Annotated in this window: 27 protein-coding genes; 15 read left to right on the forward strand and 12 right to left on the reverse strand. The window is 37.5% G+C overall.

Annotation, left to right across the window (positions count from 1 at the left end; translation table 11 throughout):
* The 4 genes from FFO06_RS17545 to FFO06_RS17560 form a co-directional block, all read right to left on the reverse strand.
* A partial coding sequence (locus FFO06_RS17545; protein ID WP_162501207.1) for an N-6 DNA methylase occupies positions 1–1,704 on the reverse strand: 1,704 nt, incomplete at its 3' end.
* Positions 1,705–2,251: 547 nt separating this feature from the next.
* Positions 2,252–3,556, reverse strand: a complete 1,305-nt coding sequence (gene ftsZ / locus FFO06_RS17550; RefSeq protein WP_137909192.1) for a cell division protein FtsZ — start codon at positions 3,554–3,556, stop codon at positions 2,252–2,254.
* 711 nt (positions 3,557–4,267) lie between these two features.
* Positions 4,268–5,218: a cell division protein FtsQ/DivIB gene (locus tag FFO06_RS17555; protein WP_137909193.1), complete on the reverse strand. Its 951-nt coding sequence runs from the start codon at positions 5,216–5,218 to the stop codon at positions 4,268–4,270.
* A gap of 318 nt (positions 5,219–5,536) precedes the next feature.
* Positions 5,537–5,890 (reverse strand): hypothetical protein, encoded by a 354-nt coding sequence (locus FFO06_RS17560; RefSeq protein ID WP_137909194.1) that lies wholly within the window; start codon positions 5,888–5,890, stop codon positions 5,537–5,539.
* A gap of 408 nt (positions 5,891–6,298) precedes the next feature.
* Between FFO06_RS17560 and FFO06_RS17565 the strand changes: the two genes are divergently transcribed.
* From FFO06_RS17565 to FFO06_RS17575, 4 genes are all read left to right on the forward strand, one after another.
* Positions 6,299–7,129 (forward strand): photosystem II manganese-stabilizing polypeptide, encoded by an 831-nt coding sequence (locus FFO06_RS17565; protein ID WP_137909195.1) that lies wholly within the window; start codon positions 6,299–6,301, stop codon positions 7,127–7,129.
* Between the two features lie 231 nt (positions 7,130–7,360).
* Positions 7,361–7,519, forward strand: coding sequence for a hypothetical protein (locus FFO06_RS21230; RefSeq protein WP_162501208.1), 159 nt, complete (start codon positions 7,361–7,363; stop codon positions 7,517–7,519).
* A gap of 2 nt (positions 7,520–7,521) precedes the next feature.
* Positions 7,522–7,758, forward strand: coding sequence for a hypothetical protein (locus FFO06_RS17570; RefSeq protein ID WP_137909196.1), 237 nt, complete (start codon positions 7,522–7,524; stop codon positions 7,756–7,758).
* 112 nt (positions 7,759–7,870) lie between these two features.
* A complete protein-coding gene (locus FFO06_RS17575; RefSeq protein ID WP_071604786.1) occupies positions 7,871–8,011 on the forward strand; it encodes a photosystem I reaction center subunit VIII in 141 nt (46 codons plus the stop codon).
* 183 nt (positions 8,012–8,194) lie between these two features.
* Here FFO06_RS17575 and FFO06_RS17580 read toward each other — a convergent pair whose 3' ends face one another.
* The 6 genes from FFO06_RS17580 to FFO06_RS17605 all read right to left on the reverse strand — a co-directional run bounded on the left by FFO06_RS17580 (position 8,195) and on the right by FFO06_RS17605 (position 10,512).
* Entirely contained in the window at positions 8,195–8,314 is a 120-nt protein-coding gene (locus FFO06_RS17580; RefSeq protein ID WP_071604787.1) for a photosystem II reaction center protein J, read from the reverse strand.
* A gap of 148 nt (positions 8,315–8,462) precedes the next feature.
* Positions 8,463–8,582, reverse strand: a complete 120-nt coding sequence (gene psbL, locus FFO06_RS17585; protein ID WP_015081482.1) for a photosystem II reaction center protein PsbL — start codon at positions 8,580–8,582, stop codon at positions 8,463–8,465.
* 9 nt (positions 8,583–8,591) lie between these two features.
* The gene (gene psbF, locus FFO06_RS17590) at positions 8,592–8,729 is read right to left on the reverse strand and encodes a cytochrome b559 subunit beta (protein WP_011318656.1); all 138 of its coding nucleotides are present in this window, start codon (positions 8,727–8,729) and stop codon (positions 8,592–8,594) included.
* 9 nt (positions 8,730–8,738) lie between these two features.
* The gene (gene psbE, locus FFO06_RS17595) at positions 8,739–8,987 is read right to left on the reverse strand and encodes a cytochrome b559 subunit alpha (protein WP_028082860.1); all 249 of its coding nucleotides are present in this window, start codon (positions 8,985–8,987) and stop codon (positions 8,739–8,741) included.
* 91 nt (positions 8,988–9,078) lie between these two features.
* Entirely contained in the window at positions 9,079–10,098 is a 1,020-nt protein-coding gene (locus tag FFO06_RS17600) for a photosynthesis system II assembly factor Ycf48 (RefSeq protein ID WP_137909197.1), read from the reverse strand.
* Positions 10,099–10,167: 69 nt separating this feature from the next.
* A complete protein-coding gene (locus FFO06_RS17605; RefSeq protein ID WP_137909198.1) occupies positions 10,168–10,512 on the reverse strand; it encodes a rubredoxin in 345 nt (114 codons plus the stop codon).
* 261 nt (positions 10,513–10,773) lie between these two features.
* Here FFO06_RS17605 and FFO06_RS17610 point away from each other — a divergent pair, with 261 nt between their 5' ends.
* The 4 genes from FFO06_RS17610 to FFO06_RS17625 all read left to right on the forward strand — a co-directional run bounded on the left by FFO06_RS17610 (position 10,774) and on the right by FFO06_RS17625 (position 12,816).
* Entirely contained in the window at positions 10,774–11,136 is a 363-nt protein-coding gene (locus tag FFO06_RS17610) for an NAD(P)H-quinone oxidoreductase subunit 3 (RefSeq protein WP_137909199.1), read from the forward strand.
* On the forward strand, positions 11,127–11,864 hold the full coding sequence (locus tag FFO06_RS17615) for an NADH dehydrogenase subunit K (RefSeq protein WP_028082864.1): 738 nt from the start codon (positions 11,127–11,129) through the stop codon (positions 11,862–11,864). The genes FFO06_RS17610 and FFO06_RS17615 overlap by 10 nt, the downstream gene beginning before the upstream one ends.
* Entirely contained in the window at positions 11,857–12,381 is a 525-nt protein-coding gene (locus FFO06_RS17620) for an NAD(P)H-quinone oxidoreductase subunit J (RefSeq protein ID WP_137909200.1), read from the forward strand. Before FFO06_RS17615 ends, FFO06_RS17620 begins: the two co-directional genes overlap by 8 nt.
* A gap of 294 nt (positions 12,382–12,675) precedes the next feature.
* Entirely contained in the window at positions 12,676–12,816 is a 141-nt protein-coding gene (locus FFO06_RS17625; RefSeq protein ID WP_137909201.1) for an alpha/beta hydrolase, read from the forward strand.
* Positions 12,817–12,825: 9 nt separating this feature from the next.
* On the opposite strand, the gene FFO06_RS17630 is transcribed toward FFO06_RS17625, so the two are convergent.
* The gene (locus FFO06_RS17630) at positions 12,826–14,310 is read right to left on the reverse strand and encodes a DNA methyltransferase (protein WP_137909202.1); all 1,485 of its coding nucleotides are present in this window, start codon (positions 14,308–14,310) and stop codon (positions 12,826–12,828) included.
* A 198-nt stretch (positions 14,311–14,508) separates the two neighbouring features.
* Between FFO06_RS17630 and FFO06_RS17635 the strand changes: the two genes are divergently transcribed.
* Positions 14,509–15,879 carry a helix-turn-helix domain-containing protein gene (locus FFO06_RS17635; RefSeq protein ID WP_137909203.1) on the forward strand — a complete coding sequence of 457 codons (1,371 nt, stop codon included), beginning with the start codon at positions 14,509–14,511 and terminating at the stop codon, positions 15,877–15,879.
* Positions 15,880–16,208: 329 nt separating this feature from the next.
* Entirely contained in the window at positions 16,209–16,982 is a 774-nt protein-coding gene (locus FFO06_RS17640; protein ID WP_137909204.1) for a Uma2 family endonuclease, read from the forward strand.
* A 29-nt stretch (positions 16,983–17,011) separates the two neighbouring features.
* Here FFO06_RS17640 and FFO06_RS17645 read toward each other — a convergent pair whose 3' ends face one another.
* Entirely contained in the window at positions 17,012–17,407 is a 396-nt protein-coding gene (locus FFO06_RS17645; protein WP_028090292.1) for a RidA family protein, read from the reverse strand.
* Positions 17,408–18,004: 597 nt separating this feature from the next.
* On the opposite strand from FFO06_RS17645, the gene FFO06_RS17650 reads away from it, so the two are divergent.
* The 5 genes from FFO06_RS17650 (at position 18,005) to FFO06_RS22090 (ending at position 25,638) form a co-directional block, all read left to right on the forward strand.
* Positions 18,005–19,633, forward strand: a complete 1,629-nt coding sequence (locus tag FFO06_RS17650) for a peptide chain release factor 3 (RefSeq protein WP_137909205.1) — start codon at positions 18,005–18,007, stop codon at positions 19,631–19,633.
* A gap of 177 nt (positions 19,634–19,810) precedes the next feature.
* Positions 19,811–21,952 carry a M48 family metalloprotease gene (locus FFO06_RS17655; protein WP_137909206.1) on the forward strand — a complete coding sequence of 714 codons (2,142 nt, stop codon included), beginning with the start codon at positions 19,811–19,813 and terminating at the stop codon, positions 21,950–21,952.
* A 458-nt stretch (positions 21,953–22,410) separates the two neighbouring features.
* On the forward strand, positions 22,411–22,923 hold the full coding sequence (locus tag FFO06_RS17660) for an RNA recognition motif domain-containing protein (RefSeq protein WP_137909207.1): 513 nt from the start codon (positions 22,411–22,413) through the stop codon (positions 22,921–22,923).
* Between the two features lie 1,040 nt (positions 22,924–23,963).
* Positions 23,964–25,232: a glycosyltransferase family 4 protein gene (locus FFO06_RS17665; RefSeq protein ID WP_137909208.1), complete on the forward strand. Its 1,269-nt coding sequence runs from the start codon at positions 23,964–23,966 to the stop codon at positions 25,230–25,232.
* Positions 25,233–25,365: 133 nt separating this feature from the next.
* Positions 25,366–25,638: a hypothetical protein gene (locus tag FFO06_RS22090; protein WP_071604789.1), complete on the forward strand. Its 273-nt coding sequence runs from the start codon at positions 25,366–25,368 to the stop codon at positions 25,636–25,638.
* Positions 25,639–25,991 lie beyond the last annotated feature (353 nt).

Below are 25,991 nucleotides of genomic sequence, written 5' to 3' on the forward strand. Positions count from 1 at the left end.
ACGAATAAATTTAATATAATCATCATCTAAAGGTTGAATATTCTTTTCTCCTTCCAGTCTGACTCTACCTTTATATAGTTCTAAAAGTTCCCCAATGTGGGTTAATTCGGTGATAGTTTTACCCGCTTTTCCAGTTTTATAAATCCGATTCCAAACTGAACCAGTATATTCAATATCTACTAAATATCTTTCATCTTGATTTAAGACCCTTTTGCGTTTACTCGCATTTTGCGAACTGACAGAATAAGGAGGATTTCCTAATACCACCATTAACGGAATTTCTGTTTTTACTTTTCCTGCTTGACTGGATTCTTCCGCAATTATTTGAGTAATACCAGGAATTAAATGACCTTCCTTTATTCCTGCTTCTAACGCATTAGTTAAATAAACTTTTAATCTTTCTTCTGGTGCAAATTTATAACCTAAATCTCCTAATAATAAACCTAATTTTAAATGCGCTATAGTATAAGGAGTCATCAATAATTCAAACCCAAATAGACGGTTTAAAAGTCTTGTACCTCTTAAAAAATTATGCCATTGACGGATATCAAATTTGGTAAGATTGTCACGAATTTGTTTAATAACTGCATATAAAAAAGTTCCTGTTCCCGTTGCTGGGTCAAGAATTGTGACTTTGCGATTTCCTAAACCATATTCTAAATCAAAAATTTCTTCATTAACTAAAATATCATTAACAGAACGGACAATAAAATTAACTACAGGTTCAGGAGTATAATAAACTCCTCTACTTTTTCTTAATGAAGATTCATAAGCGGCTAAAAATGTTTCGTAAAAGTGAATAACTGGATCTTCTGTGCGGGTTTCTTGACCAAAGTTGTCTAAAATATTGGTCATGTCTATTGTGTTAAATAAGTCTATTAAATTCTCAATTGATTTGTGAATTTTACTAATGCTATTAGTTCCTAAAACTAAATCAAATAAACCTTTTAAAAAAGGAATTTTATCGGTAATATAAATACTGGCTGTTGTGCGATTAAATGCAAATTGTCCAGGGTTTTGTGCATGACCAATTTTTGCAGTAAATAACCCATAAGCGATAGTTTGAGCGTACATATCTGCAAATTTATCATTATCTATATCTAAAAGTAGTAGTTTTTTAAATGTCTCTTTTAGACGATTTAATTCTTCTGTGGTTGTTTCTATTTCTAAAGATGATTGAATTGCGTTTCTAATGGTTTTAGTATAAGCTGCCATTTCTTTAGCCAAATCATAATAATTATTAATATCTTTGGCTTTTTGATTCAAAAATAATTGTAGTAATTCTTTGATTGGTTGTAAATCATTAATTAGAATAATTTTACCTGATTTTAAATCAGCTAGTTTAGCAGTTTTTTCACATTCTCCGTTTACATACCACCGAAATTCTAGATAATTAGTTAAAATCAAATTGTCACCAATATTTGATTCTAAATAACGTTTGAGTTGTGGTGTTTTTTCGATTTTAGTTAAATCAATATTAATATCTTTAGCTTCTATATATCCTAAAATCCGCTCATTTTTTCTGATAGTTAAATCGGGTATTCCTGCTTGATTACCTTTTTCTTCAATTCTAGCATTAATCCCCATCATTAAACCCTCAATGAGACGTTTTAGGCTGGGGTAATGACTGCGTTCTCCACCACTTTTAAGATTTTCTTGTAAGTCTTGAATGCAGTTATTGATGTCGTGATTAAAGTCGGACATAATGGTTATGAAGTTGTCATACAGCAGTTTCCGATATTATGAAGTACAGATATTAATGATAAAACTCTTGTGGTGCGGGCATCTTGCCCGCACAAAGTGTACCTCACTCAAAGCTACTTGCTGTAACTTAAGGAGTTTAATCAAGCTACAATAGATGCAAGATCCCCGTTTTTTCTTTAATGATATCAATAGACATCTCCGGTAATTAAATGTGCGTGACTTACAACCCTTTTAGAGACGTTCCATGGAACGTCTCTAAAATATTTTTCGGAGATGTCTAATGAATGCTGAATCAATACTAAAATTCGGGGATCTGGTTTTTCTACTCAGGATTAAAGATTATAAAACCCAGTTATAGAGAGAAATTAAAAGGAGAATTTCCAAGGATAATTTGGTTTATTAACATATCTTTAGTCGCAATAAACAACGAAAATATAGACATTACACAATTCTTATTGAGAATAAAAAATTGTGCGTAACAACTCTAAACCTTTCTTAATAAAGGTTTATAGAGATTTTGGTATGTTACCAATCCAGACAACTTGAATTAATTTCTGGGAGGTGTCCGTCGTCTTTGCAGAAAGTCAGGAATATCCAAAGAGGGTTTTTCCTTGGGTGGTTCTGCAACTGGGGGCGGATTATTAACAGGTGGTTGTAGTGGTGCAGGTCTTCTGGTAGTAGTAGGAATGGGAGTAGGTGTAACCACTCTAGGAGTAACGACAGTTTGCACTGAAGGGGCTTGAATTTCCCCAGTAAAGCCAGTAGCAATCACAGTAATTCTCACTTCTCCCTGGAGTCTGTCATCAATTACCGCTCCAAAAATAATATTGGCATTAGGATCAACCACTTCATAGATTGTTTCCGCAGCAGCATTCACCTCATGAAGAGTTAAATCACTACCACCAGTAATATTAAACACAACTCCTCTAGCACCTTCAATAGAACATTCTAGCAAAGGTGAAGAAATTGCAGCGATCGCAGCTTCTCTAGCTCTAGATTTACCTGAACTCACACCAATTCCCATCAAAGCCGATCCCGCATCAGCCATAACAGCCCGCACATCAGCAAAGTCAACATTTACTAAACCAGGAATAGTAATAATATCAGAAATACCCTGCACACCTTGACGTAACACATCATCAGCATAGCGGAAAGCTTCTTGGACAGGAGTTTGTTCAGGAATCACCTCCAACAGCTTATTATTAGGAATAATAATCAATGTATCAACTCGACTTTTCAAGCCTTCAATTCCCTGTTCCGCTTGGCTGGTGCGTCTGCGTCCTTCAAAGATAAACGGCCGAGTCACCACACCAACGGTGAGAGCGCCCATTTCCTTAGCTACTTCCGCCACAATTGGGGCAGCACCTGTACCAGTTCCCCCACCCATACCAGCAGTAATAAATACCAAGTCTGCACCGTCTAAAGCAGTAGCAATTTCATCACGAGATTCCTCCGCTGCCTTTTGACCAATAGCGGGATTTCCCCCTGCACCCAAACCTCTCGTTAGCTTTTGCCCAATTTGTAAACGACTAGGAGCGCCGGCTAAAGTTAAAGCTTGAGCATCAGTATTAATTGACCAAAACTCTACTCCAGACACATCAGACTCAATCATGCGGTTGACAGCATTACCACCACCACCACCGACACCAATCACCTTGATGTTAGCAACACGACCCGGAACAATTTCACCAATACTCCTACTTTCAGTAGAAATTCTCTTATGATCTTGACCTTGGGTGAAGTTTAAAGAAGAATTATTAAAAGGATTAGTGGCGTTAACTGCCAGAGAGAATCCTGGTTGGTTTCCAGCTTGAGAGTTATAGATTAGCCCTTGGTTATTATCAAATGTCATTGGATTTGCGAAGGATAGATAAACGACTTTTATCGGTGTGATTTACTTAACAGTCAACTATATTTTGACGTTGCCAGAATTTATTGGCATCGTATTTTATTGTTTTTACTATTTACCAGCCTACCATGATGTTGTAGACTATATCTAGTAATTACTCGCTGATTCAGGCATAAAATTTAACTTTGGCATAAACAACAAAAGTCACGGTTCAAAGTGAAATACTTGCTGTAAAATGGTCATGGCGTTTTAAAATGGACTAGTAGTTTTGATTACTGCTGTATAAATTCTGTTGGTCTTGCTGGCTCTTTTATTGGTGGATTTGTGAAATAAAATAATTAGCTGTTTAGTATATAATACTAAACGTTAATGTTGCTAACTCTCCCCTATTCCTAAAAAGTATAGTTCCAAAAAAGCATAGATGTTTATTTATCTCATGCCTAAGGATAGGCATAAAGCTGCTGGCACTACTTCACATAGAATATTTAACTGGTCACTTAGCTTTGCGATAGACTTTAGTCCTACCAATAATTTTTAATCACCTCCTCATGTTTTTTCAGAATGTTTTTCAGATATTGATTTTACAACCCTGACCATGATTTTTTAACTAATGACTGGAAAATCGTACATCTATATGTATAATGTACACCAATTTGCCAATTTGCCAAAATATAAAATTAGTCACAGCAGTTTAATTTAAGAAAATGTCAGTATTTAGTGGTTGAGGATTGGTTTTGTATTCGGTTGTGTCGATTTTTTGATCTCTAAGGCTGGTTTTTTTTGATTCAGCTGTACTAATGGCATGGCAGGATTTTTTAGATCAATATAATCCATATGACTAGGATTAAATTGAGTCCCTAAATGACGCATTCGCTCAAGTACCTGAATTTGTTCAGGTAATTTGTTGCTAGGGCTACCTAAATGCACAATTCCTAATTCAGTCCTCAAAATTAAATTTGTGGGATCTTGAAAATCAATTTCCGTCACCTTGAGAGAACTTTGACGAATAGCTTCATAAAGTTGAGTCCAGAATGGCCTATATTGTGTGGGAGAACCAATCACCATCATCTGGGGTAATTCCCTTTGAGGATTCATTGACATATACTTAGCCATGGGCATCCAGATCCCACTAGCATCTAGTAAACCTAGTTCACTTTGCTTATTAGCCGCACTATTGTTTTGTACACAAGGCTTAACATCAGCAGACTTTCCCGGAGCAGAAGGCGCATCTGTGCAACTAGTGGCGGGTTGCTTTTTACGTATTTGGGCTATGGCCACAGGAACTCGTTCCTGGATTTCAATAATTAAACCAGGTGGAAACAAACGACGACTAACGGTGGCTTCGGCAATATTTGGTTGTTTTTTTAAAGAGTCGGCAATTACGGAAGGTTCAATTCGCCATAAAGACTGAGGGGAGGATAATCCTAACAGTGAATAAATATCCTTTTGAGTCGGCTCGATTTTGGCACCGGATTTTATAACTATTTGCTGGGAATCCTTTAATACCCACATTGGTTGAATTGCCACCCATAACAAGGCCGAGGCCATTCCAGTCACGGCAACTGTTCGCCAAATAGCCTGAATAACTTTGATTTGTCGCTGACGGCGTAATTTCTGCCGACGTTGAGCTAAATTTGTCCGAGCAACTGATAATATCCCAGCCATCTCAACTCCTTGTGAGTAACAATCGAATTTATTTTGTATATTGAGTTCGCTTATACGAGCAATCAAATTTATGCCATATCATGGGCATTTTCCAGAAAATTAGCTTTTGCCAACAGTCCCAGTCTACGGTTAATTTAGTACAGCCTTTGGTTTCATAAAGCTACATTAATTTAAATTAATTTACATTAAGATATTACTTTCCGTAGAGAGGGGCAAAAAACCGCAGTATCTAAAGAAAAGTAAAATTACCGTTTCAAACCCTCTTGCCTCTTCCCCCTTCCCCTTTCACAACAACAATTTTTAACTTTTAACGCTAATCTATTCTGGGGATTGAAAAACATCATGAGTGTGGCTGGGAAGAGTATCCTCATCACTAGCACACTCCGACAAATTCACTAACAAAGCTTGTATTCGCATTCTGGCGATATAAGGCCAACCTCCCTCAGACTCAATATTTCTGAGCAATGAATATAGTCTTTGGCGATTATCGGGCAAATTTTCCTGAAACACCCCATCCCGAATTTCTCTGTGCAATTGTTCTAAATGACGTAACACAGCCAGTATAGCAATTACATCTCCCTGGCAGGTTGCAGCTACATCTTTCACCGCGCTGGAAATCGCCTGTAGCTGCCAGGATTTATCCTTAGATGCCAAATTTTGATCATGCTCCATGAAAGGTTCTACTCCATAAAACTAATAGGATACTGGAAAAGTTACGCAACTGGCATAATATCCTCATAAACCTAAAATAGGCTATATATCTTTCTGGCTATTCTCAGGTAATGAGAATCCTTGGTGGTAAGGTAGAGAAGGATTTTCCATAATCTGTGCTGTATTACAGCAGGATTTAACCACTAGAGTGCTTTGATTTTGAGTTAAAAAAAGTCGTATGATCTGGCTAATTTCCTTATCCAAATACCTTTATTGTATGTACTGGCAACACATACATAATCGGACATGGATGCGGTTCGCTGCTTAGTCTATGGTTTGAATTCTAGACTCAGGAACGCAATGCGTTTAAGTACGTTTAGTAAAGCAGTTTGACAACTTAGATATTAATTTTTGAGATTGAGGTTGACCATGAGGTATCGCGCTTTAATTGTTGCTTTCTTCGCTTTATGCTTGGGACTAATCACCGCGTGCAGTGATGCGCCCTCTACCAGCGTGAGTGATGTCCTCACTTACGAACAAATTCGCGGCACTGGGTTGGCTAACAAATGCCCCCAACTGACAGAAACTAGTCGTGGTTCTATTGCAGTTGCTCCCAACGTAACATACTCCATCAAAGAACTTTGTTTAGAACCAACGAATTTCTTTGTTAAAGAAGAACCTGCTAACAAACGTCAAGAAGCAGAATTTGTCCCTGGTAAAGTTATGACCAGATATACTTCTAGCATTGACCAAGTACAAGGTAAGCTAACTGTCAACTCAGATAATAGCTTGACTTTTACAGAAGAAGATGGTCTTGACTTCCAAGCTATCACCGTTAAGCTTCCCGGTGGTGAACTAGTACCCTTCTTATTTACCATCAAAAATTTAGTCGCACAAACACAACCTAATTTAACTAGCATCAATACATCCACTGACTTTGAAGGAACTTTTAAAGTCCCTTCCTATCGTGGTGCTGCTTTCTTAGATCCTAAAGGTCGTGGTGTTGTTAGTGGCTATGATAATGCTGTGGCTTTACCAGCCCAAGCTGATGAGGAGGAATTAACCCGTACTAACGTCAAGCGGGCAGAAATTCTCAATGGCAAAATTTCTTTGCAAGTAGCCAAAGTTGATAACACTTCTGGTGAAATCGCTGGGACTTTTGAAAGTGAACAACCTTCTGATACAGATTTGGGCGCAGGTGAACCTAAAGAAGTGAAGATTCGTGGTTTGTTCTACGGTCGGATTGAGCCTCGTGCCTAAATTACTGATTTAATATTTATACAACCTCATGGAGGTGTAAAAATCTATCCAGATTTTGGTAAGTTAGTACCCTAATATACATCCATGAGTGTGTGTATAAAATACATATTGGGGAATACAAAATCAAAAAAATCTTCCAGTCCAATATGTTTGGAAAATAGGCATCTTACCTGCCTTACTGAAGAATTTATTTGTGTAATTCCCTTAACCAAGAAGCACATTACTAACAACGTGCTGCTTGGTTTTTTTTGGAAACTAGGGTTTGTTGGGTTTGAAACGGAAAAACCTGCGGAAGAATCTAAACCTGAATCTAAACCTGTAACTAAAGTATCTGTTAGTAATTATATTGTGATGCCAAACCCGCAGGAAAATTTTGTGAGAGATTTATAGATATGGAGATGCAAGAGAAAATAGAATTTCCTGGTTTACCGTTAGCGGTATATCGAGAAATAGCAGCGCATCTAAATCAGTTGGCAGGAGTAGAAGTGGGATTAATTTCCCAAACATCTTTAGAGTTTGATTACAACGAAAGTCAAATTGCTGGTTTATGGATTTCGTGGCTACCGGACGCTCTTGAGGAAGATAGACAAAGATTTAAGCAAATAGTAGCTTACTATCAAAACCGCTAAACCGCATTTTTTGGTAACTTCTGTTAAAAATCTTGATGATTTAGGAAATTAAGGAAGATTTTGCAGTAAGCTCAATTTGAATTGTAGTCAGACTTTACAGGACTTTATCATCATGTCAAGTTCATTTTTGCCCACTGTGTTGGCTTATTCCTCCTTTTTACCTTCTATTTTCGTTCCTCTCACTGGCTTAGTTTTACCAGCAGTAATTTTCGCGTTTTTGTTTTCATACATTGAAAGCGAAGATATTGCTTAATTCAGCTATGGGTAATTAGTTACTTAGTTTTTGCGCTAATTACTTATTTAAAAACTAACAAAACCGCCTATCTCTATGAGGTAGGCGGTTTTTATGGTAATTTCTGAAGCAGGATTTCAAAAATGATGATCAAGCAAAAATTTAGTCTTTTGTATTTTTAATTGCTGCCTTTTTCCGGTAGCATTACATTGAAGAACCAATTCCTGCGTAAGATCCATAAAAGAAGATACCTACAACAGTGATTACACCTAAACCGGCGATCGTAGCCACGACCCACAGGGGAATTCTTCCACTTCCAGACACAGTTTTTTCCTCACTTACAAAAATTGTCAGTTGTCAGTTGTCAGTTGTCAGTTGTCAGTTGTCAGTTGTCAGTTGTCAGTTGTCAGTCGTCAGTTGAGAATTTTCTGCCACCTGTTACCTAACTAGCAACTGACGTTAAAAAGCCCAGTTAGTTAAAGAAGTAACTGGAAAATAAAATTCCCAGAACGAAGACCAAGAGTAGTCCTAGATAGAGGGAGGTACGGTTTAATTCAACCGGTTGTTGATTAGGATTAGGCGTTCTTTCCATGATTAACTCTTAGCGTTGAATAAATTGCATTGAAGCGATCGCGCCCAAAAAGAATACAGTAGGAACAGCTAGGGTATGAACCGCAAGCCATCTGACTGTAAAAATAGGATAGGTAACTGGTTGATTGATGTTATTACCGCTAGTCATGATGTCAAATTACTTTCCAATAAAGGTTTCTACTTGTTGTTTTGCTTCAAAACGGTTTTTCACAATTGGTACTTCTTGACGAACCTGAGTAAAATACTCATTAGGACGGGGTGTACCAAACACATCATAAGCCAGACCAGTGCTGACAAATAACCAACCGGCGACAAATAGTGCGGGGATGGTGATGCTGTGAATTACCCAGTAACGAATACTGGTAACAATGTCAGAAAACGGACGTTCTCCGGTGGTACCTGCCATTTATTTGACTCCCTTCTCAAAAACGATGATTGAGTTTATTATCCTACAAAGTTGAGACTTAAGTTACATCCCACAGTTGAGTTGGGTGTAATTAAGCTGCTGGGGCTGCTGTTGGCTCTGTTTTGGGGTTATATTTGAGTAAAACGCCGCGATCGCCAATTATAAAACCTTGATCGGGCTTAAAGAAGACAATTTTGTAAAAATTAGCCGCTACTTTTTCTACATCACGGTCTTTTGTCCAGGTTTTCCCACCATCAGCGCTGCTGAGTAAATTACCACTGCCACCGCCAACCCAAATTTCATCAGGTGTGCGATAAGCCAAATCCAGTAAACCCCAACTTGTAGACAACTCTGGATATGTCGGCTCTAGCCACTCTTCCGGTTTAGTAGGATCACTGAATTGAACCTGTCCACCTCGTGCTAATAACCACAATTGTCCATCCTGAGTAAAACCCATATTTTCCAAACGACGGGAACTATTGCGGTTATGGGGTTGCCAAGCATTTTGACCAGGCTCCCAAGTCGAGTAAAAACTACCCTTAGCAGAAACAGCGATATACTTACCATCAGGCGATCGCTCGATGTTACGTACTACACCAAATGCCGCTTCCAGATTAGCTTTCCAATTTTGACCACCATCTGTAGTTTGATAAATTGCCCCCAAATCGGTGGCCATTTCCGCCGTATTTGTACCTATGGCTGTAATAGCAATGGGGCTACCAGGTAACTTTTCGCTTAAAGCGATTCGTGACCAAGACTTACCCTCATCAGTAGTATGGAGTAGGAGAGAAGGTTCTCCAGCAATCCAGCCCTCTTGACCCGCAAAACTGACAGAGTTAAAACGGTATCTAGGATCATCCAATTCTAATTTTAGCGGTTGCCAAGTCTCACCACCATCATTAGTTTCCAAAAGAGTGGCATTACCACCCACTAAATAACCATGTTGAGAGTTACCAGCAAAGCCAATATCGAGCAATTTCGACTTTGTTGGTACATTAATCACCTGCCAGGGATTGTAGCTAATAGAAGGAACACTACTACACCCGATACAGGCCATAACTACTATTAACGCGGCAAAAAATCCTTGCCACTTTTTCACAATTGATTGCATCAGTATTACTGAGGTTTTCCAGTTCAGGTTAAATGAGATTTTCGCTGCGGTAAATCAAGATAGCGGTTTTTACTGTAGTCCGTAGAGACTAATAAAAAACAAAAAGCCAAGGGCTAAAGCCCCAAAAATCAAAATGTTCTTTTGAGTTGGTGTGAGAGTATTAACACCTAAACCGTAACCTAAGTTTTCCTTAAAACCAGAGGCCGTACCTGTTGGTCCAATATTCGCAAAAGCAGTTTTCTTAGCTATACAAACTGGACAGCGCCAATTTGCAGGTAGTTCTGCAAAAACTGTTCCTGGGGGAATATTGCTTTTGTCGTCTCCCTTCTCAGGTTCATAAACGTAACCGCAAGAACGACACTCGTAGCGGTCTAATACTGGAGTTTCCACAGCTTGTTCAGCTTGTTCACTCATGGCTTATAGTCTCGCTTCAGGGGAATTATTAAATATACGTTACAAATTATGACATAATTGCCGGACTTTTCTATCACTCATTAAAAGGATTTCAATAGAATCAGGGGATGTAAATACAAATTCGGGAAAGCCCTAAAAGATATAATGTAAAAGAACATTATCCATATATTGCAGTCAACAGTTATCAGGAAACACCTATCAAACTATAAATCTGATAACTGATAGCTTATCCCCTTACACCATTAGCGGTAGAAAACCATTGTGTTTGTTCTTAGCGGTTACGAGTATCTTCTAGGCTTTTTTATCTTGTGTAGCCTAGTTCCAGTTCTAGCACTGTCAGCCTCAAAAATCCTTAGACCCGTTGGTAACAGTTTAGAAAAACGGACTACTTACGAATGCGGACTAGAACCCATTGGCGGTGCTTGGATTCAGTTCAACATTCGCTACTATATGTTCGCCCTGGTCTTCGTTGTTTTTGACGTAGAAACAGTATTTTTGTACCCTTGGGCAGTTGCTTTTAACCGCCTGGGTTTATTGGCATTTATCGAAGCCCTAATCTTTATTTCGATACTCATCATCGCCTTAGTTTACGCATGGCGTAAAGGAGCTTTAGAATGGTCGTAAATTCTAATATTACCACCCCAGACAAAGAACAAATCATCAACCCCATTCAACGCCCTACAGTCACCCATGAACTGTCAGAAAACGTCATTTTAACTACCGTTGATGACCTTTACAACTGGGCGCGGCTTTCTAGTTTGTGGCCTTTACTATTCGGTACAGCTTGCTGCTTCATCGAATTTGCCGCTTTAATCGGCTCTCGTTTTGACTTTGACCGTTTTGGGTTAATTCCTCGTTGCAGCCCTCGCCAAGCCGATTTACTCATCACTGCGGGAACAATTACCATGAAGATGGCACCCCAATTAGTGCGTCTTTATGAACAAATGCCCGAACCTAAGTATGTAATTGCCATGGGTGCTTGTACAATTACTGGAGGGATGTTTAGCGTTGACTCACCCACAGCAGTACGCGGAGTGGATAAGCTAATTCCCGTAGATGTATATTTACCTGGTTGTCCGCCTCGTCCTGAAGCGATTATTGACGCAATTATTAAACTGCGGAAAAAAATCGCTAACGATTCTATGCAAGAACGGGATAACATCAAGCAAGTTCACCGTTACTACAGTACAACTCATAATCTGAAGCCAGTTCCCGAAATCTTAACTGGTAAGTATATGCAGTCAGAAACCCGTTTCAATCCTCCCAAAGAATTGACAGAAGCAATTGGTATGGCTGTACCCCCAGCTTTGTTGACAGCAAAGACCCAGAAGGAGGAACAAGCGCGTGGCTGAAGAATCTAAACCAGTTCCCGTAGCAGAAGCGTCTCTAGTCAAAGCCGGTAAAGTGTCCCAATGGTTGACGGAAAATGGCTTTTCCCATGAGTTTTTAGAACTTGATGCTAACGGAGTAGAGATCATTAAAGTCCCTGCAAGTTTTCTACTACCCATTTCTACAGCTTTGTATGCTTATGGGTTTAATTACCTCCAGTTTCAGGGGGGTATTGACTTGGGAGCGGGAGAAGACCTAGTAAGTGTTTATCATTTACTCAAAGTTAGCGATAATGCTGACCGTCCTGAAGAAATCAGAGTAAAAGTGTTTTTACCGAGGGAAAATCCCGTTGTCCCCTCAGTTTACTGGATTTGGAAAACAGCAGACTGGCAAGAACGGGAAAGCTATGATATGTATGGTATCTTCTATGAAGGTCATCCTAACTTAAAGCGGATTTTGATGCCAGAAGATTGGGTAGGTTGGCCTTTGCGGAAAGATTACATTTCACCTGATTTTTACGAATTACAGGACGCTTATTAAGCATTACTGGAATTGAGTTTTCAGTAGTAACAATTAACCCCTTTCCAGTCCTGGAGGGGGGTTTTAAACTTTTTATGGAACAATTTTGATCATAAACGCAAGATAAAAATCATACAGCAGTTCCCGACTTTATGAAGTACAGATATTAATAATAAAACTCTTGTGGTGCAGGCATCTTGCCTGCACAAGGTATACCTCACTCAAAGCTACTTGCTGTAAATGTTGGGTATTTTAATCATAAATGTTGGGTTTCGTTACCTCAACCCAACCTACTTAAAGTTTATTTTTATAAAGATGAATAAAAAGTACCCATTACCCATTACCCATTACCAATTACCCATTACCAATTACCAATTACCCATTACCAATTACCAATTACCAATTACCCATTACCCATTACCCATTACCCATTACCAACCTCAACTAGATAACTAGCAACTTGAGTTAAAAATCTAACTCTATTTGATTCACTCTTACTTCCTTTTGTTTTTCCGCACTTTTGAGAACTTCATAACTTAAACGAATATTTAATCTTTGTTGATCTTCAATTATCTCTTTAATGGTGACGATTTGGATTTTGTCGCAACTATGACTCATGTATTTACTCTGATAAAAACCAGCAGATTTTGCGGTTTTTAGCATATCTTTAGTAGGTTCTTCTAGGGTGATAAATATGGCTAGACTAGCACTTTCTAGGGTCATTGTTCCTAGTAAATCTCGGATATCTCCCGATTTAACTTTACCAGATTTAACTTGAAAAATTATCTTTTCTGGGTCATTTTTATCACCTTGAAAATAAACAATTCCATCTATACCTTTATCTGCACCTTTTTTAGCGTTAATGACTGCTTTATTATTAGTATAAGTTAATATTGCCCATTTTTCAAATTCTTTACGAGTGCGATCATCTGTTTTATTTGCTAATGCTCTTGCACTTTCTATATCTTTAGGAATACCATGAAGTTTAATGGTTTTTAAAACTCCTGGAAAACTATCCTCTAATCTTTTTAAGATTAAGCTAATGCTTTGATAGGTAATATCAATTCCTATCCATTGTCTATCTAATTTTTGGCACACTGCGACGGTTGTACCACATCCACAATAGGCATCTAATACTATATCATTTTCCTTAGAACTGGCTTTAATTATTCTTTCTAATAATGATTCTGGTTTCTGTGTTGGGTATCCTAAACGTTCTTTGCTAGAAGGCATTATAGGTTGAAGTTCCCACCAATCTTCAGGATGTTTTCCTTTTTGATTTTGTTCATAATTATCATATATTTTATTACCTCTAAAAGCCCTAGCTTTATATTTTAATCTCTCTTCACTATCTCCAGAATATGGAATACGAATAGTATCAACATTAAAATAATAATCTTTACCCTTAGCATATCTAAATATAATATCATGTTTTCGAGCAAAATCTTTTTTAGGAACACCTCCACCACGATAGCACCAAATAAGTTCATTTAAAAAATCCCCTCTTTGAGAACAAAAGACAGCATCTAAAATCAACTTTAAATAATGACTCGCAGTAGGATCACAATGTAAATAAAAACTTCCCGTAGGTTTCAGAACGCGATGAATTTCTGTTATCCTTAAAGTCATACTCACCAAATAAGCCAGTAAACTTCCTTTTCCTAAAACATTACTCAAACCTGTAATTAAAGCAATACATTGTTGAGTAAATAAACCATGATAATTAATGAGGATTTCATTTATTCCATGAATAGCGTGATCATCCCATTCCCAAGTGTCAATAAATGCTTGCGCTTGTGCTTTATCTTCTGCACCGATATTATTATAAATTTGATTGTAATTCCGTTTAGAATTAAAGGGAGGATCAATATAACACAAGTCCACAGACTCATCTTTTATGTAACGTCTTAAAACTTCTAAATTGTCCCCATAATAAAGTTGGTTAACCATTGTTTCCCTGCAATTATTTTTGCTTCAATTACCCCTGATTAATCAGTTTTATACTAAATGACTTTTTTGTCATGTCAGAAAATGCTTGATATTACCTGATGTTTTGTTACAGAATATTAAGAAAATACCTGAAAATACCTGATAAATTGCCAACAAATTGAGTTATAATGGCTAAAAATATTACCTAAGCTCGGTTTTATGAATGTTACAGAAATTTTACAATTTGTTGATCACTTAGTATTTACACAGACTGATAAACATTTAGACGATTTACAAAAAAAGATTATTGAGGAACTATTTAATGGTAAAACCTATAGACAAATTGCCAGTATTTATGATTATGATGAGGGTTATATTGGTGACGAAAGTAGGAAGTTATTTAAAATGTTATCGGACGGTTTAGGTCAAAAGGTTAATAAATCTAACTTTTGTTGGACTATAGAAAGATTTATAAATTCTATAAATAAAAACTCTCAAAATTCTAAGATTTCTAAGATTCTGAATTTTGAAAATAATAATATTAATTGTTATTCTCATCATCAAAAATCAAATCATTATCCAGAAGATCATAATACAAAACAATCTAAATCTTATTACCATGATTTAACTGTATCTCCTAAAATTACTCGTTTTTATGGACGAGAAAAAGAATTAGAATTGATATTTGATTTTATTGTCAATCAAAACACTCATTTAATCTCAATATTAGGATTACCTGGAATTGGTAAAACTAGCCTTGTCAAAAGATTTGTTGATTTGAACTTAGATAAATTTGCAGTCATTATTTGGAGAAGTTTAAAATTTCCTAAATCCCTAAATTTACTTATTGATGATTTATTAAATGTTTGTCAACAGGAAGCTAAACAACTTATAGATGATAAATTAAAACAATTATTTGATATATTTAGAAATCAGAAATGTTTAATTATTTTAGATGATTTAGAAAATATTTTTATTAATCGTCAATTTGCTGGAAAATATAAACCTGAATATCAAGACTATCAAATCTTTCTGCAAATGATTACAGAAATTGAACATCAAAGTTGTTTAATTCTCATTAGTCAGGAAAAATGTCAAGAAATGATATCCTTAGACCAGGAAATTTACCCAATTCACTCCCTAGAATTATCAGGGTTAAATCATGCAGATATTTTACAAAATACAGGCTTAAAAAATCAGGAAAATTGGTTAGAATTGATTAAACTATATGAAAGTCATCCTAAATATTTACAGTATATTAGTATCCTGATTAAAGATGTATTTCAGGGTGAAGTATCAGAATTTCTCAAAGAAAATATTTTAATTTTAACAGCGGACTTTAAAACCGAGTTTGATTCAATATGGTTGAGATTATCTGATATTGAAAAAGAGATATTATTAAAAATCAGTCAAAATCATCAACCCATATCTAGAGACGAGATCAAAAAGTGCTTATCATTGTCATCAATAGATATAATAAACGGCTTACAATCATTAACAAGAAGATTTTTATTAACCAAGTTAGAAAATGATGAAAAATTATTTACTATATTCCCCATATTTAAAGAATACCTGAGAGTTTATCATTAAGAAATTAACTCAGGATTTATGCAACTAGCACATTGGTAAGGTGCGTCAGATACAGCAGTTTCCGATATTCTCAAGTACAGATATTAATGATAAAAATCTTGTGGTGCGGGCATCTTGCCCGCACAAGGTGTACCTCACTCAAAGCTACTTGCTGTATCAACAATCTGTTTATTTGCAGGATTTATGCAGTAGTAAAGCACCCTACAACAGATTTTTGGTGTGACACTTGCGTAAGTCCTATAACTGTAAGGTGGGTTTTGTCTGTGTAGACGGGATTTCTAAAATTGGTTAAACTAGAATTTACAACCTGAATACAGGAAAACCCCATCATGATCATTGCTACCCAAGCCTACCAAATCACTTGGGAAAAACTACCCGATGATTATATTCTCCCAGATGATCCAGTGGACAACATCTACCAACCAGCCCAAGCCACAGCCCTGACAGAAAGCCTCCAACTAGCCGGTAAACTTCCCCCTAATTGTCTCACACCGACCAACTACGCCATCTGTGCCACTGTAAATGGCAAAATTGTCATTAAAGCCCCTGATTGGGCTTATATACCGGAAATTCGGGTAACTAAAAAAGAGGTCTTTCGTAGTTATACACCCCAACTCCAGGGAGATATTCCGGTTATTGTGATGGAATTTATTTCTGATACAGACGGAACAGAATATTCCAGTAAACCAACTTATCCACCTGGAAAATGGTTTTTTTATGAAAAAATCTTAAAAGTCCCAAATTATGCTATTTTTGAACCAGATAGCGGTAGTTTAGAATTTTATCAGTTAAACTCTAATACAGGTTTGTACACTTTGCAGACTCCTCATGAAAACCAACGTTACTGGATAGAGGAAATGAATCTTTATCTTGGTATATGGGAAGGTACAAAAGAAAACCTAACTGGTAAATGGTTAAGGTTGTGGGACGAACAGGGAAATTTATTGTTGTGGAGTTCAGAATTAGTAGGACAAAAACAACAAGAAATTGAACAAGAAAAACAACGTGCGGAACAAGAAAAACAACGTGCGGAACAAGAAAAACAACGTGCGGACAAACTAGCAGCCCAATTAAAAGCATTAGGTATCGAACCAGAAAATTAAAAGTAGGGTGGGTATTACCCACCATATAATTAACCACCAATTACCGCAATACAATCAATTTCTACCAGCACATTTTTAGGTAAACGCGACACTTCTACACAAGCACGCGCTGGGGCTGTATCCTCAGAAAAATATTTTGCATAAACCGCATTTACAGCAGCAAAATCATTCATATCAGCTAAAAATACACCAGTTTTGACCACATCTGCAAATGTAGCTCCTGCTTGTGTCAAAATAGCCTCAATATTGCTCATTACCTGTTCCGTTTGCTTAACTACATCTTCTGTATAAACAACATCACCCAAACTAGGATCTATAGCAATTTGTCCAGCCACAAACAACATTTGTCCAGAAGCGAGAATTGCTTGATTATATGGTCCAACAGGTGCAGGTGCTTTATCAGTACGAATTACTTCACGAGTCATAATATCTATCTCTTTTGGCTCTTTAATTAAAAGTGTTTCTGACTTACCCACTTGACATTATCGCACCTGTGAGGTCAGTATTTTTCTGAAGTGATCAAAACGCAAATTACTTACAGCAGTTCCCGATCTTATGAAGTACAGATATTAATAATAAAACTCTTGTGGTGCGGGCATCTTGCCTGCACAAAGTGTACCTCACTCAAAGCTACTTGCTGTATATATGATATATTTATGGATATGTTTAATATATTGTTTAATATATTGTTTAATATATTGTTTAATATATTGTTTAATATATTGTTTAATATATATGGGCGCACATATTCCCACCATAAATATATAATAGAGAAAAGTCCGGTATTTGTCAAGTAAGCTAAAATGCACCTAATTTATACATTATTTATACATTAGGATGCACAGGGATGTTCACCCCACAAGAGTTAGACTGATTTTAGGTTATACAATTTAAATGATCATTAAATGCTCAACAGCATACCTGGGTCCTGGATAAGTGTGTCAACCCAACTATTGACAATTTTTTTGATTCCTAGTCCTGAAAAAGACTAAATTTAGTGAAGTTAGAAAGAAATTACATATATGTCCATTGAACTACAAGCAGAACTAGGTCAAGCGGTGGAACAACGTCGCAACTTTGCGATTATTTCTCACCCTGATGCTGGTAAAACTACTTTAACTGAAAAACTATTATTATACGGAGGTGCGATTCATGAAGCGGGGGCGGTAAAAGCGCGAAGAGACCAGCGGAAAGTGACTTCTGACTGGATGGCAATGGAACAACAACGGGGTATTTCCGTAACTTCAACGGTATTACAATTTGCCTATTCTAATTGTCAAATTAATTTACTTGATACTCCTGGACACCAAGATTTCAGTGAAGATACTTATCGGACTTTAGCAGCGGCTGATAATGCAGTCATGCTGATAGATGCGGCAAAGGGTTTAGAACCACAAACGCGGAAACTGTTTGAAGTGTGTAAACTTCGCGGCATCCCGATTTTTACCTTTGTGAATAAACTTGATCGTCCGGGCAGAGAACCGATAGAATTATTAGATGAGATTGAGAAAGAATTGGGATTACAGACCTATGCAGTGAATTGGCCTATTGGTATGGGCGATCGCTTTAAAGGAGTTTTTGACCGTCAACAACAGCAAATTCATTTATTTGAACGTAGCGCCCACGGTAGTCGGGAAGCAAAGCAAACTATCATAGATATAGGCGATAGTAAAATTGAGGCATTATTAGAAAAGGAACTTTACCACCAACTTAAAGATGAATTAGAACTATTAGAAGGAGTTTGTCCAGAACTAGATTTAAACTTGGTACACGCTGGCAAAATGACCCCCGTGTTTTTTGGTAGTGCTATGACCAATTTTGGGGTAGAATTATTTCTCAAGAATTTTCTGAACTTTGCTCTCAAACCAGGAACACACAGCAGCAGCGTCGGGGATATTCCTCCTACTTATCCAGAATTTACAGGATTTATTTTCAAACTGCAAGCCAACATGGACCCCAAACACCGAGATAGAGTGGCTTTTGTCCGGGTCTGTACAGGTAAGTTTGAAAAAGATATGACAGTAAATCATGCCCGAACTGGTAAAGCTGTCCGTTTATCCCGTCCCCAAAAATTGTTTGCTCAAGAAAGGGAATCTATTGATGTTGCTTATCCGGGGGATGTAATTGGTTTAAACAATCCAGGTGTTTTTGCGATTGGTGATACAATTTACACAGGTCAAAAGCTAGAATATGAGGGAATCCCTTATTTTTCGCCGGAATTGTTTGCTACATTGAGAAACCCCAACCCTTCTAAATTTAAGCAGTTTCAAAAAGGTGTTTCCGAATTGCGAGAAGAAGGTGCTGTACAAATTATGTATTCAATTGATGAAGCCAAGCGTGAACCGATTTTAGCGGCTGTTGGTCAGTTGCAATTTGAAGTGGTACAGTTCCGCTTACAAAATGAGTATGGTGTAGAAACTATTTTGGATTTATTACCCTACAGTGTTGCGCGTTGGGTCGAAGGGGGTTGGGAAGCTTTAAAGCAGGTAGGACGTTTGTTCAATACTACTACTGTTAAAGATAGTATGGGACGACCAGTATTATTATTCCGCAACGAATGGAATTGTCAACAGTTAGAGGGTGATCATCCAGAGTTGAGATTAACTGCTATTGCTCCTGTTTTTTCTCATCAACAAACAATTGAAACCTAAAGCAGGGGAAATAGGCAAGAACTACCAATTACCAATTACCCATTACCCATTACCAATTACCAATTACCAATTACCAATTACCTATTACCATCTTCAAAATTTTGCATTTTAAATTACCAGGGTATCTCAATAAGCGTGCTTTTGTCACCTAAAACAGATTGGAGTACCAAATTTTCTATGCCTTCTCACGCTGAATCATGTTTACAGGCTGGTTTAGCTGCCCTTAAGCAGGGAAATTACCACACAGCAATAGCTAATCTTGAACCACTGGCCAAAGTTCAAAACCAAGACAGGATTTATTTACAGGCACAAGTTGGGTTAGTTATGTCCTATGCTCGCACAGGTGAGGTCTCTAAAGCGATCGCTCTGTGCCAAAATTTGATTTCTAGTAACCACCCCCAAGTTCAAGAGTGGTCTATACGCGCTCTTGAACACCTATATGAAAGCAAAAAACGGAGGCAAAAATCTTCATCAACGAATAATATACCTGTTTCCAGAGTAAACCCTTCCCGACAACAGCCGCAAAATGGTTATGTTGGTGCTGATAACCATAACAATATTAAACCAGTTAGCATTTATTGGCGGCAAGCTAGACGAGCTAAAGTATGGCAACCTCTTTCCAAACCTAATTTCATTTACTCACAACTAATTGCCTGTTTGACATTTATAGCACTATTTTGGATGTGCAAAGAAATGTTTAAACTAGTATTGGGTTTAATTGCCCAAATTCTATATAAATTGCCATACTTACAGCCTCCCCAGGTTTTATATCATGATCCTAGTTTCTTGATGCTAGGATTATTCCTCATCCTCATGGTATTATCTCCTTGGTTACTCGATTGGTTACTGGGAAAATTTTTGGCTCAGAAAAGGTTATCCAAGGAGAAATTAAATTCCTATAGTCGGGAGACACTGAGGGTATTACAACGTACCTGTCAACAGCGACGCTGGCCTTGTCCCCAACTGAGAATCTTACCAATTTCTGCCCCCATAATCATTAGTTATGGCAACCTACCCCGCACAGCGAGAATAACTGTTAGTCAAGGTTTATTAGAACAATTGGCCAATGATGAAATAGCTGCCATCTATGCTTTAACTTTAGGGCAAATTGGGCGTTGGGATTTTGTGGTCATGTCCCTAATCCTGTTAGTTACCCTACCATTTTATGGATTATATCAGCAAATATCACTTTCGGCAAATCAACATCACAGTAAAATTTGCCAAAGTAAAATTTGGCGTTGGCCAGCCACAGTTTTAGCGGCTATTACTTACGGAATTTGGTTTCTTCTGACTGGTACAGCCTTGCTAAATTCCCGACTCAGGCTTTATCATAGCGATCGCCAAGCTGCAGAAATTACTGGCAATCCCAACGGACTAATTCGGGCATTACTAAAAATTTCCATTGGTGTGGCTCATGATATCAACCTCAAAGAACATACCAGTTGGCAATTAGAAAGCCTGAATCTCCTCGCTCCCGTTGCATATCAACATAGCATAGTTTTAGGTAGTATAGCTGGTCATCTACCCCTTGAATCATTTTTCCAGTGGGAAAACTTTCATCCCTATCGCCAATGGTTGACAATTAATAGTAGTCATCCCTTAATGGGCGATCGCATTGAACGTCTTTGTCAAATAGCTCGCTACTGGCATTTAAACACAGAATTGTACCAAATAACCCCACAACAGCCGATTGTAATCCGTCCCCAATCTTTTTTATTACAAATTGCCCCTTGGTTGGGAATCCCGCTGGGTGTTATATTGGCTGGTCTAACTTGGTTACTTTGGCAAACAGCTTATGCTATGCAGTTGTTAAACTTCAAGTGGATCTATGACGACTGGTATTTTGTCCTGGGTTTTGTGTTAATTGGCTTTAGCATTGGCACAATGATACAGATAAATGCTTTATTTCCCAAGATTAGAGATGTTAACGTCCACAAAAACGAAAACCTCATCAGCCTACTTGCAGATCCGTCTATTTTACCAATTGATAGCATTAAAGTCCGTTTGACTGGTAAACTATTAGGCCGTCCTGGAATTGGTAATTGTCTAGCACCAGACCTGATGCTTCAATCTAGCCAAGGTTTAATGAAATTACATCATCTTCCCGGGTTAGGAAAGTCATTCCACCCTCAAGACCTAATTGGTAAACAGATTGTTGTTAGAGGTTGGTTAAGACGCGGAGGGACTCCCTGGATAGATATCCAAAGCCTAGAAACTCAAGATGGCAAAAAAATCAATAGCCCTCATTCTATTTGGATGCTGGCCATTGCCATTTTAGTTCAAGGTTGGGGTGCTTATATTGTGCTGGTCGGTCATTAGTCCGTTGTCCGTTATTATTAGTAAAAAATTTTTCCCCTTGCCTCTTCCCTTAAAATGTGTTTCATGCTACGATGAGATCATAATATCGGCCTTTAGCTGTTGGCGGAAAAGTTTCTGCGGAACTAGCTACATAGGAAATACCATGATAATGTTAACTAATGGTATTTTATTCTGCGGGCAAGAATTAAGAAGAATGAATTTACTGTGGTGGATAATTGGCTATTAAATTTACAATTCCAAAAATTAAGGTGATATTAACCCACGAGTGCAGTTGTGCTTTCGTGCCAAATAAGCTTGATCCCAATAAAAAACTGTATTCTATAAGTTGATAGTTGGGATTGAAAAATTGGTTTGTGGTGGTTTTAGTCCATAGTATCTATTCAAAAGCCAAAGCCAATTGATTGTTTTTTTTGTCTTGCTCTGTTTATCTGTTTATTCCCAATCTGGAGGTATAGTCCATGTCAATTCGCCTATATATAGGAAATCTGCCCAAAGAAGAAATAGATCGTCAAGAGTTGCAAGCTGTTTTTGCAGAAGAAGGAGATGGTGTCACCACTAAACTAATTAAAGACCGGAAAACAGGCAAATGTCGTGGCTTCGGTTTTTTGACAGTGAATAATGACGAACAAGCAGATCAAATTATTGAAAAATATAATGGTCAATTGTTTAAAGACACACCCATCAAGTTAGAAAAGGCTTTACCAAGAACTAAAGGTGAAGAAGGTGGTGAAGAACAACCACAAACCCCCAAACCAGTTCTTCAAGGTACTAGCGCCCCCGTTCCCAGCAGCAATAAAGAAGGCGGCCGTCGGGAGAAAAGCAAGAAATCTCGACGCGGCGGTGGTGGCGGCGGCAGCAGTGCGCGTGAGACTGCTGCAAATGTTGAAACTGAAGCAATTCGTCCAGATCCCCGTTGGGCGGCGGAGTTAGAAAAGCTCAAGGAAATGTTGGCTGCACAAGCGACCAACTAGATTGTTTGTTTAATCAATACGCTTTAAGAATTATTCTTAAAGCTGTTTAGCATACCGACTTCCTGGAAAGCTAGTCTGAAAAGGAAGTTATGGTTATATTAACGTATCTATAATTCATGAATTACTTCTACAATATATATATGATATTACAAATACTATATTATTAAGAATAAGCGCATTTATATAGATCCAAATTTAGTTATTAACGTAACTTGCTAGTTAGGCACATTGTCAGAATCAGAATGTCCAAGATTAAAGGATAAACAGGATGAAAACAGGGGTTTTATCACCAATTACCCATTACCCATTACCCATTACCCATTACCCATTACCAGTCTCAACTAGATAACTAGCAACTTGAGTTATTATACAAGTTATTACACATAAGTGCTGTGATTAGTATGACTAGTTGAGCCTGTAGGAATTTATTTTGTCTCCAGGTAAAGCCCAAATCCCCTTAACAAGCAGTGCAGGTAGCCAGACATGGTTATTTGCACTGCTTAGTTTTTGGGGTTTTTTCAGGCTTGAGAGCATAATTACACAAAATTTGGAATTTTTTGCGAAAACTGTAGCTAACGTAACAAAACTTATGGAAATATAATAATAGTATAAGTGAACACACTTGGCTAAATTAAATTAGTGCTTTTTGAACATGATGGCAATTGGAGTGATGTTTTCAGGGATTTAACTTTGTTGTATTTGGTTTGATGGAAATTATTGTAATTATTTGAAACGCGCAAATCATGAATTAGAAATATCTAAGAGGATGCAGCGTTGCGACTTGAGATAGGTTTTATCATGGTCTAACTAGTATATCATGATAGATAATATTTGGTTTTCAATGTAAAAAGATAGATATTTCTATCTATAGAAGGTATTAAATCTAAATATAGAATGTGGGAGAGGTTAACCAATATTTTGGCAATAATCAAAATAGAATATTAATCATTCAAAGTTCCCAAAAAACACAGATTTCAGTTTAATAAGCACAAGTTTAAAACTCACTTCTATCTTGTTAAAATTAGGAAAATCACAAATCTATGAAAGCTACCACAAAAAAACACATTGCCTTAATTTCAGTTCACGGTGATCCAGCAATTGAAATAGGTAGAGAAGAGGCAGGAGGACAAAATGTTTATGTCCGTCAAGTGGGTGAAGCCCTGGCACAGCTAGGATGGCAAGTGGATATGTTTAGCAGGAGAGTCAGTGCTGATCAAGAAACGACAGTAGAACATAGCTCTAATTGTCGGACCATTCGCTTAACAGCAGGTCCTGTGGAATTTGTGCCAAGAGATCATGGTTTTCAGTATTTACCAGAATTTGTAGATCAGTTAATAAAATTCCAGAAAGAAGCGGGGATTAATTATGATTTGGTTCATACTAACTATTGGTTATCTGGTTGGGTAGGAATGGAATTGAAAAAAAGGCAAGGAATTAAACAGGTTCATACCTACCATTCCTTAGGAGTGATCAAATACAAGACCATAGAAAATATTCCGCTGGTAGCAAGTCAACGTTTATTAGTGGAAAAAGAAATATTAGAAACAGTAGAAAGAATTGTTGCCACTAGTCCCCAAGAACAGGAACATATGCGATCGCTTGTTTCCCAAAAAGGGGAAATTGATATTATTCCCTGTGGTACAGATATTCAGCAGTTTGGTTCAGTGACCAGAGAAGCAGCCAGAACCAGATTAGAAATTGCTCCAGAAACTAAAGTGGTGTTATATGTAGGTAGATTTGACCCCCGGAAAGGCATAGAAACCTTAGTGCGAGCAGTAGGGGAATCTAAATTCTATGAGTCGAAACAATTGCAATTGATTATTGGTGGTGGTTGTACACCAGGTAATAGTGATGCTAAGGAACGCGATCGCATAGCAGGAATTGTTAACGAGTTGGGTATGGACGAATGTACGTCTTTACCAGGCTGTTTGAGCCGAGAGATATTACCATCTTATTACGCCGCAGCGGATGTTTGTGTAGTTCCTAGTCACTACGAACCCTTTGGACTTGTAGCTATCGAGGCCATGGCCTGTGGTACACCTGTAGTCGCTAGTGATGTCGGTGGCCTGCAATTTACCGTAGTTAATGAAGAAACTGGTTTATTAGTACCACCACAAAATGTCCCTGCTTTTAATCATGCTATTGATCAAATTCTCAGTGATCCTCAATGGCAGCAAGAATTAGGAAAAGCAGCTAAAAAGCGTGTTAGTGATAAATTTAGCTGGCATGGTGTAGCTAGTCAGCTAGATAAACTATATACCCAACTGTTGCAGCAATCCGTGAGAGAACCTGCATTAGTTGGTAAATAGGCAAAAATGACCAATTACCAATTACCAATTACCAATCACCAATGACCAGATCATTGGTGCATAGTTGTAAGATAGGAAAGGATTAACTAAGCTCCAAAAGCTCTAAACATACTTGCAGTTAGATGGTAAGATGATGGAAGTTCAAGAAATCAAAAAATTCCCTAAACCCAGGAAACCAGACAGCGAATCTCAAAATTTTCAGCACGTTAAGATTCTTGACTGTAACCAACCAGTGTGTAGAGTGATTTGTGAGTGTTGGCACTGCAAACAAGGGATATTATCTGAGGTAGACGTATCATCTTCGCAGTATTTAGAGGTAGAATGTCCAAATTGTGGCAGAAGCGCCGTCAGGTTAATGGCAGAAAAGGTGATTTCTACTACACCTATCCCCTCACCCTGGCAATAAACAGCATTCAGCTTCAACAGATACATAACTGCTGATACTCGGATAACTGATTTTTGTTAAAGGATGTTTTAAAAGAAAATGGCCATTTATGGCTAATCTTGACAAACATCCTCTAAAACCGATTTATTTAGATTTACTTTTGAAAACCCTTTTATTATAGTTCACGCAGAAGCGCGGAGGTTGCAGAGGCAGAAGAAAAGGAAATTTTTGCACATACAGCAGTTTTCGATATTCACAAAGTACAGATATTAATGATAAAACTCTTGTGGTGCGGGCATCTTGCCCGCACAAGGTGTAATATATAGTGTAATATATATATTATATAGAATTGCGCAGTTCCCGATATTCACAAA

It is taken from the genome of Dolichospermum planctonicum, from assembly GCF_005402965.1.
Lineage (GTDB): Bacteria > Cyanobacteriota > Cyanobacteriia > Cyanobacteriales > Nostocaceae > Dolichospermum > Dolichospermum planctonicum.